We start from the raw sequence: 16,500 nt of genomic DNA, 5'->3' as shown, positions 1-16,500 counted from the left end.
TCTTGGATCAAAAATGACGCTTGGATCAAAAATCGCATGGGACGATACCGTCCTGCCCTTTCAGCTTGATGCATCGGATATGCGCGGCCGCGTGGTGCGATTGGATTCTGCGCTGGATGGTATCCTGAAACAGCACAATTACCCGCCTCAGGTCGAAGCGCTGGTGGCCGAGATGGCCCTGCTGACTGCCTTGATTGGGCAGACGGTGAAGCTGCGCTGGAAACTGTCGCTGCAGGTTCAGTCCAAAGGCGCGGTGCGGATGATCGCCACTGACTATTATGCGCCGCAAAAAGAGGGCGATCCCGCACGCATTCGCGCCTATGCTAGCTATGATGCGGATCGGCTGACCGATGCAGCCCCCTTTGATCAGGTGGGCGAGGGCTATTTTGCGGTGATGATTAACCAGGGCGAAGATACCACGCCCTATCAGGGCATTGCCGCCCTGGACGGGCCATCGCTGGCGGCCTGTGCCGGCGCCTATTTTGCCCAGTCAGAACAGTTGCCGACGGTGTTCAGCCTAAGCTTTGGCAAATCGTCTAGCCCCGGTGTGGCGGAACACTGGCGTGCCGGCGGCATGATGCTGCAGCATATGCCCAAGGCCTCTCCGTTTGTGGCAGGTGGAACCGAGGGCACGGGCACCACGCTTCAGCCAAAGGATCTGGTCGAAGGCGAAGCCGCCGAGAACTGGCACCGGGTCAATACCTTGATGGCCACGGTTGAAGAGCTGGAGCTGATTGGCCCCTCGGTCACCCCAACTGAATTGCTGCTGCGCCTGTTCCACGAAGAACAGCCACGGGTCTATGAGGCCCAGTCGGTGCATTTTGGCTGTACCTGTTCCGAAGAACGTGTGCGCCAAAGCCTGTCGATCTATTCGGCCAAGGACATCGCAACCATGACCACCGACGACGGGCGGGTCACGGCGGATTGCCAGTTCTGTAGCGCCCACTACGATCTGGACCCGGCAACCGTTGGCTTTGAAGCGGAAACCGCAACAGGTGACTGATCTGCGGCAGGCATTGCAGGCTGCCCTGTCCAAGCCACAGACACAGGGGCAGGCGGGTACTGGCCAGGCTACGGGCGAGGCAGGGTCTTCGGATTTTGACCTCAACCCCGATCTTGTGGTGCCTCGCCCGCGCAGGCTGCGCCCGGCCGGGGTCTTGGTGGCGATTTCATTGGCCCAGCCAGAACAGCCTCGGGTGATCTTGACCAAACGGTCTTCGGCGTTGAAGCACCACCCCGGCCAGATCGCTTTTCCCGGTGGCAAGGTTGATGCAGACGATGCCGATGTGATCGCCGCGGCCCTGCGCGAAGCCTGGGAAGAAATTGGCCTGCCGCAAGACCTGCCCGATGTCATCGGCCAGCTGCCCAGCCATGAAACCGTGACCAGCTTTCAGGTGACCCCGGTGGTGGCGCTGCTGCATGAGGATTTTGAGATCCGCCCAGAGGTCGGCGAGGTGGCCGAAGTCTTTTCCGTGCCACTGTCGCATCTGCTGGATCCGACAAAATATACCGTCGCGGCGCGCAGTTGGCGCGGCACCCGGCGGCATTATTATACCGTGCCCTTTGGGCCCTATTACATCTGGGGTGCCACCGCGCGGATGTTGTTCAACCTTGCAAAAGTGATGCAGTAATGACCTCTCTTGCGGCGCAGCCCTGGTTACATAATCCGGCAACGCAGCAGGTCTGCGCGGCGCTGACGGCACAGGGTGCGGCGGCCTATTTTGTCGGCGGTTGTGTGCGCAATGCGCTGATGGGGGTGGCGGTCTCGGATATCGATATTGCCACTAATGCCACGCCGCAAGAGGTACTGGCCCTGGCGCAGGCGGCGGGGATCAAGGCGATCCCAACCGGGATCGATCATGGCACCGTAACGCTGGTGGCCAATCATATTCCGCATGAGGTGACCACCTTTCGCAAAGATGTGACCACCGATGGCCGCCGCGCTGTCGTGGCCTTTTCCAAAGACATCGCCGAGGATGCCGCCCGGCGCGATTTCACCATGAATGCGCTTTATGCCCGTCCAGATGGCCGCCTGGTTGACCCGCTGCAGGGGCTGGCCGATCTGCAGGCCCGGCGGGTGCGTTTTATCGGTACGGCACGGAATCGCATCCGCGAAGATTACCTGCGTATCCTGCGGTACTTTCGCTTTCACGCTTGGTATGGCGACGCGCAGGTGGGCTTTGATCCTGATGCCCTGGCGGCGATTGCGGACAATCTGGAGGGGCTGTCGCAGCTCTCACTTGAACGTGTCAGCGCCGAAATGCTGAAACTGCTTGCTGCCGCTGATCCCGCCCCGGCGATTGCGGTGATGCGTCAGTTGGGGGTGTTGGGGCAGGTGCTGCCCGGTAGCCATGATCGCGCCCTGGCGCCGCTTGTTCATCTTCAGGATGTGCACCAGGGCTATCCCAAGGCCGCCATAACACCCGATCCGATCTGCAGACTTGCGGCGCTGGGCGGCGAAGAGCTGCTGCCCTATCTGCGCCTCAGCAAAGCACAGGCGCGCCGACTGCAACAGCTGCGCGGCTCTGCGATGGGTTCCGACAGGACCAGCAAGCTGAGCTACCAGTTGGGACCTGACATGGCGCGATCTGCCTGTCTGTTGCGTGCAGCCCTGCTGGAACAGCCCGTTTCGCCTGATTTAGAGCCTGATTTGGCGCGCGGTGCTGCAGCTGTCTTTCCGGTTGTAGCGGCGGATCTGATGCCAGATCTATCTGGCCCTGCGCTTGGCGCCGCGCTGAAGAAGTTGCAGCAGGCATGGATTGATTCCGGCTTTGATCTGACCCGCGAAGACCTGTTGCAGCAGTTGAAATAACGCGCTGCACCCCCAGACCTAAACCTTCGGGTGGCACCTGCGGGGCCCAGCCGGGGGTGACAGTCAGAGATATTTTCAGTATCCGGAGCAGAGCCAAGACACTTATGCCGGGTGGGATGCATATGCACCACGGGATCTGGTCCAGCTACGGTCATCGCGCCCACGCCTTGGCGGGCATGGCATCACGCCTTATCTGCAGTATCACACGTCTCATTTGATCACCCCCATTGGAGCGCACTTCTGATGTTTCGCTTTTTTGAAAACCTTGTTGATCCATATTGCGACTATCCCGAAACGGACCAGCCGCCGACCCGGCTTTGGCCCTTTTTAAAGGGCTATACTGTGCCGTTTCGCGCGGTTTTCATCCTGACGGCCTGCATGTCGGTGGTGGTTGCGGCAATCGAGGTCGGCCTGATCTATTATATGGGCCGGGTGGTGGATCTGCTGAGCAAGACGCCCGAGCAGGTCTGGCAGCAGCATGGGGCAGAGCTGATCCTGGTGGGGCTGTTCATTCTGCTGCTGCGGCCAATCCTGCAATTGGCTGATGTCTTGTTGCTGAACAATGCGATCCTGCCGAATTTCGGCACATTGATCCGCTGGCGCGCCCATAAACATGTGCTGCGCCAGTCTGTGTCTTGGTTTGAAAACGACTTTGCCGGCCGCATTGCCAACCGGATCATGCAAACGCCGCCAGCGGCGGGCGAGGTGGTGTTTCAGGTCTTTGATGCGATCACCTTTTCGCTGGCCTATCTGATCGGCGCAGCGATCATGCTGATGGTGGCCGACGCGCGGCTGATGCTGCCGCTTTTGGTCTGGTTTGGCCTCTATGCGCTGCTGGTGCGCTGGACAATTCGGCGCGTGGGACCGGCTAGCCAGGCGGCTTCCGATGCGCGTTCAACCGTGACGGGCCGGGTGGTGGATAGCTATTCCAATATTCATTCGGTCAAGATGTTTGCCCATGACGGCCGCGAGCTATCCTATGCAAAAGAGGCAATTGAAAACACCCGCGAGACCTTTCAGCAGGAGATGCGGATTTTCACCGTGATGGATGCGGTTCTCGTTACCCTGAACGGGCTGTTGATTGTGGGTGTGGTGGGCTGGGCGCTGCATCTGTGGATGATTGGCGCGGCCTCCGCCGGGGTGGTGGCGGCGGCGACGGCGCTGACCCTGCGGTTGAATGCGATGACCGGTTGGATCATGTGGGCGCTGACATCGTTTTTCCGCCAGCTTGGCGTGGTGGCCGAGGGCATGCAGACCATCGCGCAGCCGATTGATCTGGTGGATGCCAAGGGGGCCAAGCCGCTGCAGCTGACCCAGGGCGCGGTTGTGCTAAAGGATCTGTCGCATCACTATGGCCGCGAGGCGGGCGGTCTGGATCACCTTGATCTGGTGATCCAGCCGGGGGAAAAGATTGGCCTTGTAGGGCGCTCTGGTGCGGGCAAATCAACGCTGGTCAAGCTGCTTTTGCGGTTCTACGACCCCGATGCCGGGCAAATCCTGATTGATAATCAGGATATTCGCCATGTTACGCAGGATTCGCTGCGCAGCGCCATCGGCATGGTGCAGCAGGACAGCGCCCTCTTGCACCGATCCGTGCGCGATAACCTGCTCTATGGACGCCCCGACGCCAGCGAGGCGGATATCATCGCTGCCGCCAAACAGGCGCAGGCGCATGATTTCATTCTGGATCTTGAAGATCCCCAAGGTCGGCGCGGCTATGATGCCCATGTGGGGGAGCGTGGCGTGAAGCTATCGGGCGGGCAACGCCAGCGGGTGACCTTGGCGCGGGTGATTCTAAAGGATGCGCCGATCCTGTTGCTGGACGAGGCCACCTCGGCGCTGGATTCCGAGGTCGAGGCAGAAATTCAGCAGACGCTCTATGGCATGATGCAGGGCAAGACGGTGATCGCAATTGCACATCGGCTGTCCACCATCGCACAGATGGACCGCATTTTGGTACTGGATCAGGGCCGAATTGCAGAACAGGGTCGCCATGCGGATCTGCTGCGGGCTCAAGGGCTCTACGCCCAGTTCTGGGCCCGGCAATCGGGTGGTTTTTTGAATATCGAGGCAGCAGAATGAAGATAGGCAATCTGATCGACGCGTTTCAACCCGCCAAGGGCGCGCCCCCTAGAAGATTGGGCGCCTTTATGATGTGGTGCCTGTCGGGAGCCTGGCCGATGCTGATCCTGGCGGCGGGGTTTTCGGCCCTGGCCGGCGCGATGGAGGCCGGCACCGCCTATATCCTGGGGCTGGTGATTGACACCTCTCTGGCAAGCGGGCCAGAGCAGTTTTTCACCATGGGCAATATTGTGGTCATTTTGGGCGCATTGGGTTTTTTCCTAATTCTGCGGCCGCTGCTGTTCGGCCTGTCAGCGGCGTCCAATGCGATTGTGGTGCAGCCCAATGTGAATCCGCTGGTGCTGTCGCGGCTCAACCGTTGGACCCTGGGTCAGTCGGTGCGCTTCTTTGACGATGATTTTGCGGGTCGCATTGCCCAGAAACAGATGCAGACGGCCTCGGCGGTGACCTCGGTGGCGACCGAAGTGATCAACGTGGTGGCCTTTGCGCTGGCTTCTCTTGTGGGGTCGATGGCGCTGCTGGGGGCAATAGATCTGCGCATCACGCTGCTGTTTACACTTTGGCTTCTGGGCTATTTTGCCATGATCAGCTGGTTCTTGCCGCGGGTGCGGCAGCGGTCGGGCAAACGGGCCGGGGCACGGGCCATGGTTTCGGGGCAGGTGGTGGATACCATCACCAATATCAAAACCGTCAAGCTGTTTGCTCATGCCGCCCATGAGGAACGCAGCGCCCAGGATGCGATGGTGCAATTCCGCGAGACCGCACTGGAGTTCGGCTATCTGGCGGCAACCTTCCGATTTTGCCTGATGGCGCTGGCGGGGCTTCTGCCGGTCCTGCTGATTGGCGCGACGTTGCTGTTGTGGCGCGACGGATCCGCCAGCGAGGGCGATATCGTGGCGGCTGGTGCGGTTTCCATTCGGATTGCGCAGATGACAGGCTGGGTCAGCTTTACCCTGATGGCGATCTATTCAAACGTTGGCGAGATTGAAAACGGCATGAAGACCCTCAGCCGTCCTGATCGGGTCGAAGACCGCCCCGAAGCGGCGCCCTTGTCGGCAACCGCAGGGCAGATCACCTTTGACGATGTGGGCTTTGCCTATGGGCGTGATGTGGGCGGGGTGCGCAATGTATCCCTGCAGATCAAAGCGGGGGAAAAGCTGGGTATTGTCGGGGCCTCCGGCGCGGGGAAATCTACCCTCGTGTCGCTCTTACTGCGGCTCTATGACGGGGAAGAGGGCCGGATCCTGATTGATGGCCAGGATATCGCGACGGTCTCGCAGGACAGTCTGCGCAGCCAGATCGGCATGGTCACGCAGGAAACCGCGATGTTCAATCGCTCTGCCCGTGAAAACATTCTTTACGGTCGACCTGATGCCAGCGAAGCAGAGCTGATCGCGGCGGCGAAACAGGCCGAGGCGCATGACTTCATTCTGGATCTGCAAGACGGGCAGGGGCGGCAGGGCTATGACGCCTATCTGGGCGAACGAGGCGTGAAACTGTCGGGCGGGCAGCGGCAGCGGATCGCGCTGGCGCGGGCAATCCTGAAGGATGCGCCGATCCTGATCATGGATGAGGCAACCTCTGCGCTGGATTCCGAAGTCGAGGCACTGATCCAGTCGGCCTTGGAGCGGGTGATGCATGGTAAGACGGTTCTGGCCATCGCCCACCGTCTGTCCACGCTGAGCGAAATGGACCGCATCATCGTGATGGAACAGGGCCAAATCGTCGAGGTTGGCAGCCATGCCGAGCTTTTGGCCCTGGGTGGGCTCTATGCGCAGTTCTGGTCTCGCCAGTCCGGCGGTTTCATCTGCACGGATGAGGACGAGAGCACAGCCGCCGAGTGATTTGGCAGAGTGCGTTGCTGGGAAACCGTCGGGGGCAGTGTATTTGCACTAAAACCGGCTTTCTGCTGTCTTGGCCGGGTTTTCACCTTTTTTAGCTGGCCGACAGTCGCTATCTAGCCCAGATGACAGATGTAGCCAGAACCACAGCAACCATCACCCGCCTTGGACACCAAGGCGATGGTGTCGCCCTCGGCCCGCTTTTTGCGCCCCGTACCCTGCCAGATGAACGGGTCAGCGGCGTGCAGCAGGGCACGCAGCTGACCGATATTCGGATTGAGACGCCATCCGAGCATCGCATTCAGGCGCCCTGTCGCCACTATAAATCCTGCGGTGGCTGCCAGTTGCAGCACGCCAGCGATGATTTTGTGGCCTCCTGGAAGCTGGATGTCGTGAAAAATGCGCTGGAGGCACAGGGGCTGGAGGCGACATTCCGCCCGATTCATACTTCTCTGCCGCAGTCACGCCGCCGCGCCACGCTGGCGGTCCGACGTACCAAAAAGGGTGCCATGGCAGGGTTTCACGGCCGCGCCTCTGGGGTGATCACGCCGATTCCCGATTGCCTGTTGCTGGACCCAGCGCTGATTGCGGCAATCCCCCTGGCCGAGGCCCTGGCAATGGCGGGGGCCAGCCGCAAAACGCCGCTATCGGTGACGTTGACCCAGTCTGAAACCGGGCTGGATGTGCTGGTGCGCGACGGCAAGCCACTGGACAGTGATCTGCGGGCCGAATTGGCCGGGCTTGGGGGGCAGCATGGGGTTGCCCGCCTCACCTGGCAGGACGAGCAGGTGGCGATGGAACAGCCGCCGTTGCATAGCTTTGGCTCGGCCCGTGTCTGCCCGCCGCCCGGTGCCTTTTTGCAGGCCACCCGTGATGGCGAAGCGGCGCTGCTGGCAGCCGTGCAAGACATCACCATGGGCGCCAAGCGTATCGTCGACTTTTTTGCCGGCTGCGGGACGTTTTCACTGCCACTTGCTGCCAATGCCGAAGTCTACGCGCTGGAGGGCGAGGCCGATATGATCGCCGCGCTGCAGGCTGGCTGGCGTCAGGGCAAAGGGCTGAAGAGGTTACAGGCCGAGGTGCGTGATCTGTTCCGCAATCCGCTGCTGCCGGAAGATCTGAAACCCTTTGGCACCTATTATGAGGCGGCGGTAATTGATCCCCCGCGTGCCGGTGCCGAGGCCCAGGTGGCGCAGCTGGTGGCCGCGCGCCTGCCCGTGATTGCCTATGTGTCCTGCAACCCTGTGACCTTTGCCCGTGATGCCAAAACCCTGGTGGCTGGTGGCTATCGGCTGAATTGGGTGCAGGTTGTGGATCAGTTCAGATGGTCCGCTCATACCGAACTGGCCGCCAGTTTCACCCTGAATGATTGACCGCGCAGCTGTAGCCCGTGCCCGGCCGCCTACAAGACCGAACTTGGATAGAACCTGATGACAGTGACAGAACGCCTTGATGGGCTTTTGCAAGACACGCGATTTACCCGTTTCATCATGGCGGTGATCCTGGTCAATGCGGTGACGCTTGGGCTGGAAACCTCTGAGCCAGTGATGGCGCGGATGGGCGAGCTGGTCCATTTGATCGACAAGATCTGCCTTGGCATATTTATCGTCGAGATCCTGATCAAACTGTTTGTGCGCCGCTTGCGGTTTTTCCTTAGCGGGTGGAGCCTGTTTGATTTTGTCATCGTGGGCATTGCCCTGGTGCCTGGCGCGCAGGGGTTTTCGGTCTTGCGGGCGCTGCGTATCCTGCGTGTTTTGCGGGTCGTCTCCGTTGCGCCCAGCCTGCGTCGGGTGGTCGAAGGCTTTGTCACCGCGCTGCCGGGCATGGGGTCGGTGTTTCTGCTGATGGCGATCATTTTCTACATCGGCTCGGTGATGGCGACAAAGCTGTTTGGCGCGAGCTTTCCGCAATGGTTCGGCGGTCTTGGACAATCCGCCTATTCGCTATTTCAGATCATGACGCTGGAAAGCTGGTCGATGGGAATCGTGCGGCCAGTGATGGAGGTCTACCCCTACGCCTGGGCCTTCTTTGTGCCCTTTATCATGGTGACCACCTTTGCGGTCGTGAACCTGTTGGTGGGTCTGATCGTCAACTCGATGCAGGATGCACATTCCGCCGAAGAAGGCGAGCGCACCGATGCCTATCGTGACGAGGTGCTGGAGCGGCTGAAAGCCATCGAGATCATGGTCAATGCGGATAGAACCGCGCTGCCGGGTTCAGGCGCTGTTTCGGCCCCCGCACCCGATCGGGCAAAAGATAACAAGTTGTGATTGTGATTTTGCTTCAATTTGCGGTATGGCGCTGACAAGGGCGATACAGCCCAGATGGTGGCAGGTCAGACAGGAAGACACATGGATAGACGGGCATTCGGATTAAGCGCAGTTGCGAGTGTGGCAGTGGCAGGGTGCGGCGGTCCCAATCAGGTCAGCCGGTTCAAGACCTACACCGGACCAGAGGTGACCAGCCTTGTGATCAACAAGGGCGCGCGCAAAATCTATCTTCTGCATGGGCAGGAGATTCTGCGCGACTACAAGATGGACCTCGGCTTTGCGCCGCAGGGCCCTAAACGGGTCGAAGGCGATGGCAAAACGCCAGAAGGGGTGTACCATATTGATCGGCGCAACCCGAACAGCGCCTTTCATCTGTCGCTGGGTATTTCCTATCCCAATGCCGAAGATCTCGCCCGCGCTGCCGCTCTTGGGAAAATGCCGGGCGGGGAAATCTTCATCCATGGTGAGCCAAACGATAAGAAGGCCCGCAAACGCGCTGGGCGGGTGCCGGACTGGACGGCAGGCTGTATTGCCGTACGCAACGAAGAGATCGAGGAAATCTACGCCATGGTGCGCGATGGCACCCCGATCGCGCTGCGGGCATAGTTATCCGCTTCCGCGCTGGCCTGGGTATAGTCGGGGTGGAACATCCGGAGAAAAACGAAGGGACCGCAAAGCAGACTGTCGGCGCTGAGCCTGCAGTTGCTGTTGCAAATATCGGTCCTGCGATTTACTTCGGGGCAATCACAGCAAGGAGATTTATGCACAGAGGTTTCGATTGCACCGCATTAGGCGGTATCGCTCGGCACATTTCGTAGCCGAACCATTGTGTATGACTTCTTCGGAGTTTCCATGAAAACTCAAAACATATTGATCCGTCCCTTCGATAGGGTGACGGATGTCGAAAACCTGTTGGGCATCTGGTTTGACGCATCGCTGAGGGCACCTCCGTTCATCGGTGAGCCAAGGCTTGTCGAGCAACGTAGCCTGATCGAGAAAGACTACTTTCCAACAGCCGAGACTTGGGTTGCCTGCCATAACGGCGAGGCCCTTGGTTTTATCAGCTTGCTGGGCAGTTTTATTGGCGGGATATTCATTGCGCCAGACCGGCAAGGCATGGGCGTTGGGCGCAGGCTCATTGCACATGCGCTGGAGCTATCCCTTGAGGTCTATACTGCGAACCGACAGGCCTTTGACTTCTACATCTCGCTCGGTTTCCAAGAGGTTTCTCGGCGTGATGTGGATGATTTTGGCTATCCGTTCCCAAACGCTGCTTTGCAGATGAAGGGCTAGCACCGGGGCGGGCAGGGTGTTCCTTGCCCGGCCACCGTGCAGTTTCAAAGCCAAGCACGAAAGGTGGTTTCCTCTGCGGCCCCGACAGCCTGCGGCGGACATCGATCATGAAGAGTCTGCGGGTCGTCGTTGATCGATCTGGCTGGCGGATGAGCAGCTGTTCAGGCGAAGCCTAGAGCATGTGGCGCAAAAGTTGGTACGGCTCTTGCGCATCTGAAACATGCGAAATCAAGCAAGGAACGTCAGTCTCGTGAATGTAAATGAACGCGACTGGCCTAGCTGGCCATCACCAGGGTCCACCAGATCTTGCCGTTGCTTTCCTGGAACCAGGAAAACCCCATGTTGATTGCCTTGGGGTCCAGAAGCACCGAACGGGTGCTTGGGTCTTCCATCCAGGCGGTCAGGGTTTGTAGCTCGTTCTCATAGGTTTCAGAGATATTTTCCCCCTGTACCGTGCCAGTATAGCCGGTGCGTGCAACCCGATCCAAAGGCGAGGAGCCGTCAGAGCCAAAATGCCAGGGGCGGTTTTGTACCGACATATCGCGTGAATGGGTGGCCGCCGCAGCATTGAGCTGCGCGTTCAGTTGTACCTGTGTCGCGCCCGAGGCCTGGCGCAGGGCATTGATGGAATCAAGCATCCGCAGCTGCACCTTATCGGCGTTGCGAATGCGGTAGGCCTTGCCACCGCTGCCGGTTTCAGATGTGGGCGTACAGGCCGCTGCCAGCGTCAGGGTGGCAGCCATCAAGATCAGAATAACGCGCTTCATCTTGCTTCTCACTTTATCATTCGCTTCTGCACTTAGCCTTCCTGTAGCGGTTGCGCAAACAGGCCGGCAGAAAACTGCAGAGAAATTACATGGTTTGATTTGCGACTGAGGCATTCCGGCCATACTATGCCTTAGCCCGAATGAATACGCGCAGGATATATTTCAGATGAAACGTACACTATTAGCTGGAGGCACCCGTCGGCAGTTTCTTGCTGGCTCTGCTGCCATGATTGCCACGCCTGCCCTGTCTCAGGTGGCGCCAGAACCTGAAGATGATCAAGCCCTTGACCCGCTGCGCCCGCCGCCCGAGCCAGAGCCGCCGGTAAAGCGCAATATCTCTGCCTTTCGGGCAAAACGCTGGCAGCCCTACTTCGATCACCTGCGCAAAGGGGCGATTCTTGTCGATATCGACAGCCGCGCTTTGCACTACTGGTCTGAAGATGGGAATAACTACCGACTTTTCCCCTCTTCCGTGCCATTGTCCGATGATTTGACCCGCAGAGGCCGGACATCAGTCATCCGTAAAGTGGACGGTCCGGGCTGGGCGCCAACGCCCAATATGCGAAAGCGCAATCCAGAATGGCCGTCCTATATTCCGCCTGGTCCTAATAACCCATTGGGAACGCACGCTTTATACCTAAGTTGGAAGTTCTACCGCATCCACGGAACCCATGACACACGCAAGATCGGCCGCAAATCTTCGAACGGCTGTATCGGGCTGTATAACGAGCATATCGCAGAGCTATTTTCCCTGACACAGGTGGGCACACAAGTGTTGCTTATTTGACCACATCGCACTGTCTGCAGGGCGAAAAATCGCAACAAGCAATTGCAATTCTGAGGGTTTACTGGTTAGAAAAAATTACGAGGTAAGTCTTGGTTGCGTAGATCTATTTAGGTCTGCGCTAATTCTGGAGGTTAACATGAACAAACTTGTACTCGCAGCCGCTCTGACCGCTGCTGCATCCACCGCTACTGCTGGCAACTTGGCAGAGCCTATCGTAGAGCCAGTCGTAATCGAAGAAGCTGCAACCAGCTCTTCCAGCGGCATCATTCTGCCCCTGCTGCTGCTCGTCCTGGTTGGCGCAGCTGTTGCAAGCAGCTAATTGCCCTGCACATGATTTGTAAAAAGGCGGTGGTTTTCCATCGCCTTTTTTATTTTCAGCTGCCGGTAATTTGACTGCGTGTAAATTGACCTGGGCCAGCTTATCAAACCTGCCTGGGCAGGTCTGATAAGGCAGCAGGGTGCCAAAGCGCCGTTTTAGCCCGGCTCTGCTTCGGCCAGAACCCTGTCCAGAACCTCCAGGATCATCTCGACCCCTTCGGCGTCGATGGTCAGCGGAGGGCGGATTTTCAGGATATTGTCTTTGGGTCCTTCGCTGCCGATTAGAATACGGTGGTCGCGCATGCGGTTCTTGACGTAGGAACACAGCGCCGTGGCCTCGGATCCGTCCGGGTTGATCAGCTCTACCCCCAGAAACAGCCCCATGCCGCGGATATCGCCGACAGATTGGTATCTCTGTTCAAGCGCCCTTAGGCCTGCAATCAATGCCGCACCGCGCTGGCGGGCATTGTCCTGCAGGGCCTCGTCATCGACAATATCCAGCACTTCCTTGCCCATGCGGCACGACAGGGTCGATCCCCCAAAGGTGGAAAAGAACTCTGGCCCATTAGCAAAACTGTCAGCGATGGCGCGGGTTGTCACCAGCACACCAAGGGGATGCCCATTGCCGATGGGTTTGCCAAGCACCACGATATCTGGGCTGGCGCCTTGGTGTTCAAAGCCAAAGTAATAGTCGCCAAGACGGCCCAGTCCGGTCTGGACCTCATCGGCGATGCAGATCCCGCCAGCGGCGCGGATCTTTTCATATACCGCCGGCAGGTAGCCCCTTGGCGGGATGATTTGGCCGCCAACCGAAGGGAAGGTTTCCGCGATGAAGCCGGCAATGCCCTGACCCCGCGCTTGCAGTGCGGCAATGGCGGGATCTACCAGATCGGCAAACTTCTGTGCCCGCTGCGGATCATCGCGGCCGAACGCTCCACGATAGTCATCAGCTACCGCGACCAGTTCAACCCAGTCAGAGGGGCCAACCCCGCCTGGCGCGTTGAATTTATAGGCCGAGACATCAATCACCCCGGTGGTATTGCCATGATAGCCGTGATCCGGTGTCACCATACCCTTGGCGCCGGTATGGGCGCGGGCCAGACGCAGCGCCAGCTCGTTTGCTTCGGTGCCGGAATTGACAAAGAAGCAGACATCCAGGTGATCGGGCATCTTTGACAGGATCTTGTCGGCAAAGGCGGTTTGGGCCGGGTGCAAATAGCGGGTGTTGGAATTCATCCGCTTGAGCTGATCTGCCGCGACGGCCTGAATACGCGGATGGGCATGGCCGACGTGGGGCACGTTGTTATAGGCATCCAGATAGGGGCGTCCCCATTCATCAAACAGGTGGTGCTTCCAGCCGCGCAGCAGCATCACCGGATCGCTATAGGTCAGGCTGAGATTGCCGCCAAAGTGATCCCGCCGCCCCTGGCGGATGTCTTCCTTGCTGGTCGGGGTAAAGCAGCATTTTCCATCCGGCAGGTTCAAAAGCGCCGCCGGGTTGGGGCAGATCGCTCGCCACATGTACATTTCATCCGGATCACCAACACCGGGCCAGTCGGCCTCGATGCCCTTGGTGGTGAGCGCCAGTTGGAAATGCACATGCGGTGCCCAGCCGCCATTCTGGGTCGCATCGCCCAAGCGGCAGAATTCTGCGCCTTTGTCGATCTTGTCGCCGGGCTGCAGCCTATCGCAACATTCCGGGTCCAGGTGGCCATAGAGCGTATAAAAGGCATCCCCTGCCGGGGTCTGGTGGCGCAGGATGATGACGCCGCCATAATCCAGATGCCCGGTGCGGTTTTCCACCACAAAGACCTCGCCTGCCAGCGGCGCAAACATCGGCGTGCCAGCCGGGGCAAAGGCATCCACCGCCAAGTGCACGGTGCGCCGATTGCTGGCCTTGTAGGAGCCTTTGCGAAAGGCCGGTTCGGCATAGATCAGCCGGGGTTCGTGGTAATAGCCCAGCCAGATGCGCCCGCCGTCTTCAAATTCTTCGCCGACACGGGCGGCCTCGCTCAAGGGCATGTCAAAGGGGTTTTGCGGCCAGGTCGAATGTTCAACCGAGAGCGCGCCCATAGGAGCTGCGCCAAGATCTTCGCCCATCAGCGGGGCAAAATTGCCGCGCTCGGATGCGATCCATTCCATGACCCGATCGGCACCGTCAACAACTGGCAGGCCACAGGCCGCGCGCAGGCGGGCGGCAACCAATGCGGGGTTCAGATCATGCCTTTCAAGAAAACGCCAGGCGGGTGCCTGCGAGATGGTCACATAGGGATCATCGGGATTTTCGTGGGCCATCAGGGTGGAATTCACCACCGAAACTGCCAGCCGCGCCCGCAGCAGCGGATAAACCAGATCAACCTCTTGCGGGGTCAGCGGATAGGCCGCGTGATACCCGGCCACCAATGCTGTCAATGCGGCTTCGGGGTCGGCCTGGTCCAGCACGATATAGGCGGCGGCAATGGCCAGATCACAGATGCGCGGCGCGGCGCACATATCGCCGAGATCAATCAGGCCCGAGACCTGGCGCGGTTCTGTCAGCTCACCCGTGACCATGATGTTATAGTCATTGGCGTCATTGTGGATGGCCTGCCTGGGTAGCTGCGCCAAAACAGGCTCTAATTTGGCAAATTCAGTGCCTATGTCGCGGATCAGGCTCTGTCGTGCAGGCTCTGTTATGGCTGCGATTTCAGAGCCTATCCAGCTGGCCTGCATCAGATCCCACTTGAAGTCACGTGCCAGTCCAGGGTGCTGAAAATCGGCCAGCGCCTTGCCCGCACCACCAAGTGTGGCGCCGATCTCATGGATCAGGGGGGGCAGCTTGGGGTTGGTCCTCGCGTAGCATTTGCCCGGCAGGCATTCGAGCATCCAGCACAGTCGGTCAGCGCCCGCCTCATCGGTGATCAGGCACATGGTCGTGCCGTCTCTGGCGGCAATCACCCTGGGGCAAGGCAGATCGGGGGCGCGGCTGGCAATATGCTGGAAGGCCTGCACCTGCATTTCAACCAGCCAGCTGTCACAGCCAGGGCGCATGGCCTTGAGGATATAGCCCCGGCCATCGCTGGCCTGGGCCTTGAAGTTCAGGTCATATTCCCCGTCAAGCCGACTTAGCTCGGCGGTGATGCCCCAATGGGATTTTAGGGCATCGACCCAATGCGCAAGACTCATTTAATTTTCTCCCCGTTTGTCGCTGTCGCGACAATCCAATATTGGATCCTATTTGGACCGGGGAAGACGGATTAGTCCAGCCAACCTTTGAGATTATTCTCGATAACGCCGGCAAGGGCGGCGATGTGGTCGTCGTCGTCGTTCAGGCAGGGAATATACAGGAAGTCTTCGCCGCCGGCCTCTTCAAAGCTTTCTTTGATTTCTTCGTTGATCTCTTCCAGGGTTTCGATGCAATCGGCGGCAAAGGCCGGTGCCATCACCGCGATGCTTTTCTTGCCCTCCTTGGCCAGGGTGGCAACGTGATCGACGGTATAGGGTTTGAGCCATTCTTCGGGGCCAAATACTGACTGAAAGGTGGTGGTGATTTCAGTCCCGTCCCAGCCCAGCCGTTCACGCAGCAGCCGCGTGGTTTTCTGACACTGACAATGATAGGGATCGCCCTGCATCAGATAGCGTTTTGGCATGCCGTGGTAGGATACCACCAGAATATCGGGGCGTTTGTCGGCCTTTGCGTAGGCCTCTTCAACCGAACGGGCCAGCGCGTCGATATAGGCGGGATCGTCAAAATAGGCCGGGATGGTGCGGGCGGCGGGTTGCCAGGTCTCCTGCATCAGGGCGCGAAAGAACTGATCGTTGGCGGTGCCTGATGTGGCACCGGCATACTGCGGGTAGAGCGGCATAAACAGGATCTTGGTGCAGCCTGCCGCAACCATGGCGCGGACCTTTTCCTGCGTCGACGGATTGCCATAGCGCATGCAGAAATCCACCATGACCTGATCGCCATAGCGTTTGGACATGACCGATTTCATTTTGGCGGTCTGATCCTTGGTGATAGTCATCAGCGGGCTTTCGCCCTTGTCGTGGTTCCAGATCGATTTATAGGCGGCGCCAGATGAAAATGGCCGCTTGCTGAGGATGATCAGCTGTAGCAGCGGCTGCCATTTCCAGGCCGGGTAGTCGATCACCCGTTTGTCCGACAGGAATTCGCTCAGATAGCGGCGCATCGGCCAATAGCTGTAGTCATCCGGCGTTCCGAGGTTTGCCAGCAGAACGCCGACCTTTTCGCCTTTGATCTTTGGATGATCTGCTGGCGCGTGGGCGGGGCAGGTGGCGGGGGTGGAAGAATCCAACATAGGGGCGGTGTTCCTGTATCTGCGGCAAAGCT

General features: G+C 59.1%; 14 protein-coding genes. 11 read left to right on the top strand and 3 right to left on the bottom strand.

The features are described from left to right. The first annotated feature begins 13 nt into the window (after positions 1-13). From hslO to LRK71_RS04230, 9 genes are all read left to right on the top strand, one after another. Positions 14-1,003, top strand: coding sequence for an Hsp33 family molecular chaperone HslO (gene hslO / locus LRK71_RS04270; protein WP_232401967.1), 990 nt, complete (start codon positions 14-16; stop codon positions 1,001-1,003). A 25-nt stretch (positions 1,004-1,028) separates the two neighbouring features. Next, complete coding sequence (locus LRK71_RS04265; protein WP_232401965.1) at positions 1,029-1,631, top strand: CoA pyrophosphatase; 603 nt, start codon at positions 1,029-1,031, stop codon at positions 1,629-1,631. Beyond that, positions 1,631-2,812 (top strand): CCA tRNA nucleotidyltransferase, encoded by a 1,182-nt coding sequence (locus tag LRK71_RS04260; RefSeq protein WP_232401346.1) that lies wholly within the window; start codon positions 1,631-1,633, stop codon positions 2,810-2,812. Before LRK71_RS04265 ends, LRK71_RS04260 begins: the two co-directional genes overlap by 1 nt. 243 nt (positions 2,813-3,055) lie before the next feature. Further along, on the top strand, positions 3,056-4,894 hold the full coding sequence (locus LRK71_RS04255) for an ABC transporter ATP-binding protein (protein WP_232401345.1): 1,839 nt from the start codon (positions 3,056-3,058) through the stop codon (positions 4,892-4,894). Next, on the top strand, positions 4,891-6,738 hold the full coding sequence (locus tag LRK71_RS04250) for an ABC transporter ATP-binding protein (protein WP_232401343.1): 1,848 nt from the start codon (positions 4,891-4,893) through the stop codon (positions 6,736-6,738). Before LRK71_RS04255 ends, LRK71_RS04250 begins: the two co-directional genes overlap by 4 nt. Positions 6,739-6,860: 122 nt before the next feature. Next, on the top strand, positions 6,861-8,108 hold the full coding sequence (locus tag LRK71_RS04245; protein WP_232401341.1) for a class I SAM-dependent RNA methyltransferase: 1,248 nt from the start codon (positions 6,861-6,863) through the stop codon (positions 8,106-8,108). 57 nt (positions 8,109-8,165) lie between these two features. Continuing rightward, entirely contained in the window at positions 8,166-9,005 is an 840-nt protein-coding gene (locus tag LRK71_RS04240) for an ion transporter (RefSeq protein ID WP_232401339.1), read from the top strand. Positions 9,006-9,086: 81 nt separating this feature from the next. Then, entirely contained in the window at positions 9,087-9,611 is a 525-nt protein-coding gene (locus LRK71_RS04235; RefSeq protein WP_232401338.1) for a L,D-transpeptidase family protein, read from the top strand. A 246-nt stretch (positions 9,612-9,857) separates the two neighbouring features. Then, positions 9,858-10,298 (top strand): GNAT family N-acetyltransferase, encoded by a 441-nt coding sequence (locus tag LRK71_RS04230; RefSeq protein ID WP_232401336.1) that lies wholly within the window; start codon positions 9,858-9,860, stop codon positions 10,296-10,298. 275 nt (positions 10,299-10,573) lie between these two features. On the opposite strand, the gene dalA is transcribed toward LRK71_RS04230, so the two are convergent. Further along, positions 10,574-11,065 carry a divisome-associated lipoprotein DalA gene (dalA, locus tag LRK71_RS04225; RefSeq protein ID WP_232401335.1) on the bottom strand — a complete coding sequence of 164 codons (492 nt, stop codon included), beginning with the start codon at positions 11,063-11,065 and terminating at the stop codon, positions 10,574-10,576. 166 nt (positions 11,066-11,231) lie between these two features. Here dalA and LRK71_RS04220 point away from each other — a divergent pair, with 166 nt between their 5' ends. Together LRK71_RS04220 and LRK71_RS04215 are read left to right on the top strand one after the other, a co-directional pair. Further along, complete coding sequence (locus LRK71_RS04220) at positions 11,232-11,852, top strand: L,D-transpeptidase (RefSeq protein ID WP_232401334.1); 621 nt, start codon at positions 11,232-11,234, stop codon at positions 11,850-11,852. A 136-nt stretch (positions 11,853-11,988) separates the two neighbouring features. Then, positions 11,989-12,171, top strand: a complete 183-nt coding sequence (locus LRK71_RS04215) for a hypothetical protein (protein WP_232401332.1) — start codon at positions 11,989-11,991, stop codon at positions 12,169-12,171. A gap of 155 nt (positions 12,172-12,326) precedes the next feature. Here the strand turns inward: LRK71_RS04215 and LRK71_RS04210 are convergent, their stop codons facing one another. Together LRK71_RS04210 and hemH are read right to left on the bottom strand one after the other, a co-directional pair. Then, positions 12,327-15,335, bottom strand: coding sequence for an aminotransferase class III-fold pyridoxal phosphate-dependent enzyme (locus tag LRK71_RS04210; RefSeq protein ID WP_232401330.1), 3,009 nt, complete (start codon positions 15,333-15,335; stop codon positions 12,327-12,329). A gap of 71 nt (positions 15,336-15,406) precedes the next feature. Continuing rightward, entirely contained in the window at positions 15,407-16,468 is a 1,062-nt protein-coding gene (gene hemH / locus LRK71_RS04205; protein WP_232401329.1) for a ferrochelatase, read from the bottom strand. Positions 16,469-16,500 lie beyond the last annotated feature (32 nt).

The sequence above is a fragment of the Pseudophaeobacter flagellatus genome, from assembly GCF_021228235.1.
GTDB classification, from domain to species: Bacteria; Pseudomonadota; Alphaproteobacteria; order Rhodobacterales; family Rhodobacteraceae; genus Pseudophaeobacter; species Pseudophaeobacter flagellatus.
The sequence above is the reverse complement of the archived record's forward strand: the minus strand, read 5'-3'. Positions and strand labels throughout refer to the sequence as shown.

Bases quoted from the DNA above. Each gene is read 5' to 3' on its own strand.
- LRK71_RS04255 (WP_232401345.1), top strand. From the start codon at position 3,056: ATGTTTCGCTTTTTTGAAAACCTTGTTGATCCATATTGCGACTATCCC.
- LRK71_RS04220 (WP_232401334.1), top strand. From the start codon at position 11,232: ATGAAACGTACACTATTAGCTGGAGGCACCCGTCGGCAGTTTCTTGCT.
- LRK71_RS04260 (WP_232401346.1), top strand. From the start codon at position 1,631: ATGACCTCTCTTGCGGCGCAGCCCTGGTTACATAATCCGGCAACGCAG.
- LRK71_RS04230 (WP_232401336.1), top strand. From the start codon at position 9,858: ATGAAAACTCAAAACATATTGATCCGTCCCTTCGATAGGGTGACGGAT.
- LRK71_RS04235 (WP_232401338.1), top strand. From the start codon at position 9,087: ATGGATAGACGGGCATTCGGATTAAGCGCAGTTGCGAGTGTGGCAGTG.
- dalA (WP_232401335.1), bottom strand. From the start codon at position 11,065: ATGAAGCGCGTTATTCTGATCTTGATGGCTGCCACCCTGACGCTGGCA.
- LRK71_RS04245 (WP_232401341.1), top strand. From the start codon at position 6,861: ATGACAGATGTAGCCAGAACCACAGCAACCATCACCCGCCTTGGACAC.
- LRK71_RS04215 (WP_232401332.1), top strand. From the start codon at position 11,989: ATGAACAAACTTGTACTCGCAGCCGCTCTGACCGCTGCTGCATCCACC.
- LRK71_RS04210 (WP_232401330.1), bottom strand. From the start codon at position 15,335: ATGAGTCTTGCGCATTGGGTCGATGCCCTAAAATCCCATTGGGGCATC.
- hemH (WP_232401329.1), bottom strand. From the start codon at position 16,468: ATGTTGGATTCTTCCACCCCCGCCACCTGCCCCGCCCACGCGCCAGCA.
- LRK71_RS04250 (WP_232401343.1), top strand. From the start codon at position 4,891: ATGAAGATAGGCAATCTGATCGACGCGTTTCAACCCGCCAAGGGCGCG.
- LRK71_RS04240 (WP_232401339.1), top strand. From the start codon at position 8,166: ATGACAGTGACAGAACGCCTTGATGGGCTTTTGCAAGACACGCGATTT.
- hslO (WP_232401967.1), top strand. From the start codon at position 14: ATGACGCTTGGATCAAAAATCGCATGGGACGATACCGTCCTGCCCTTT.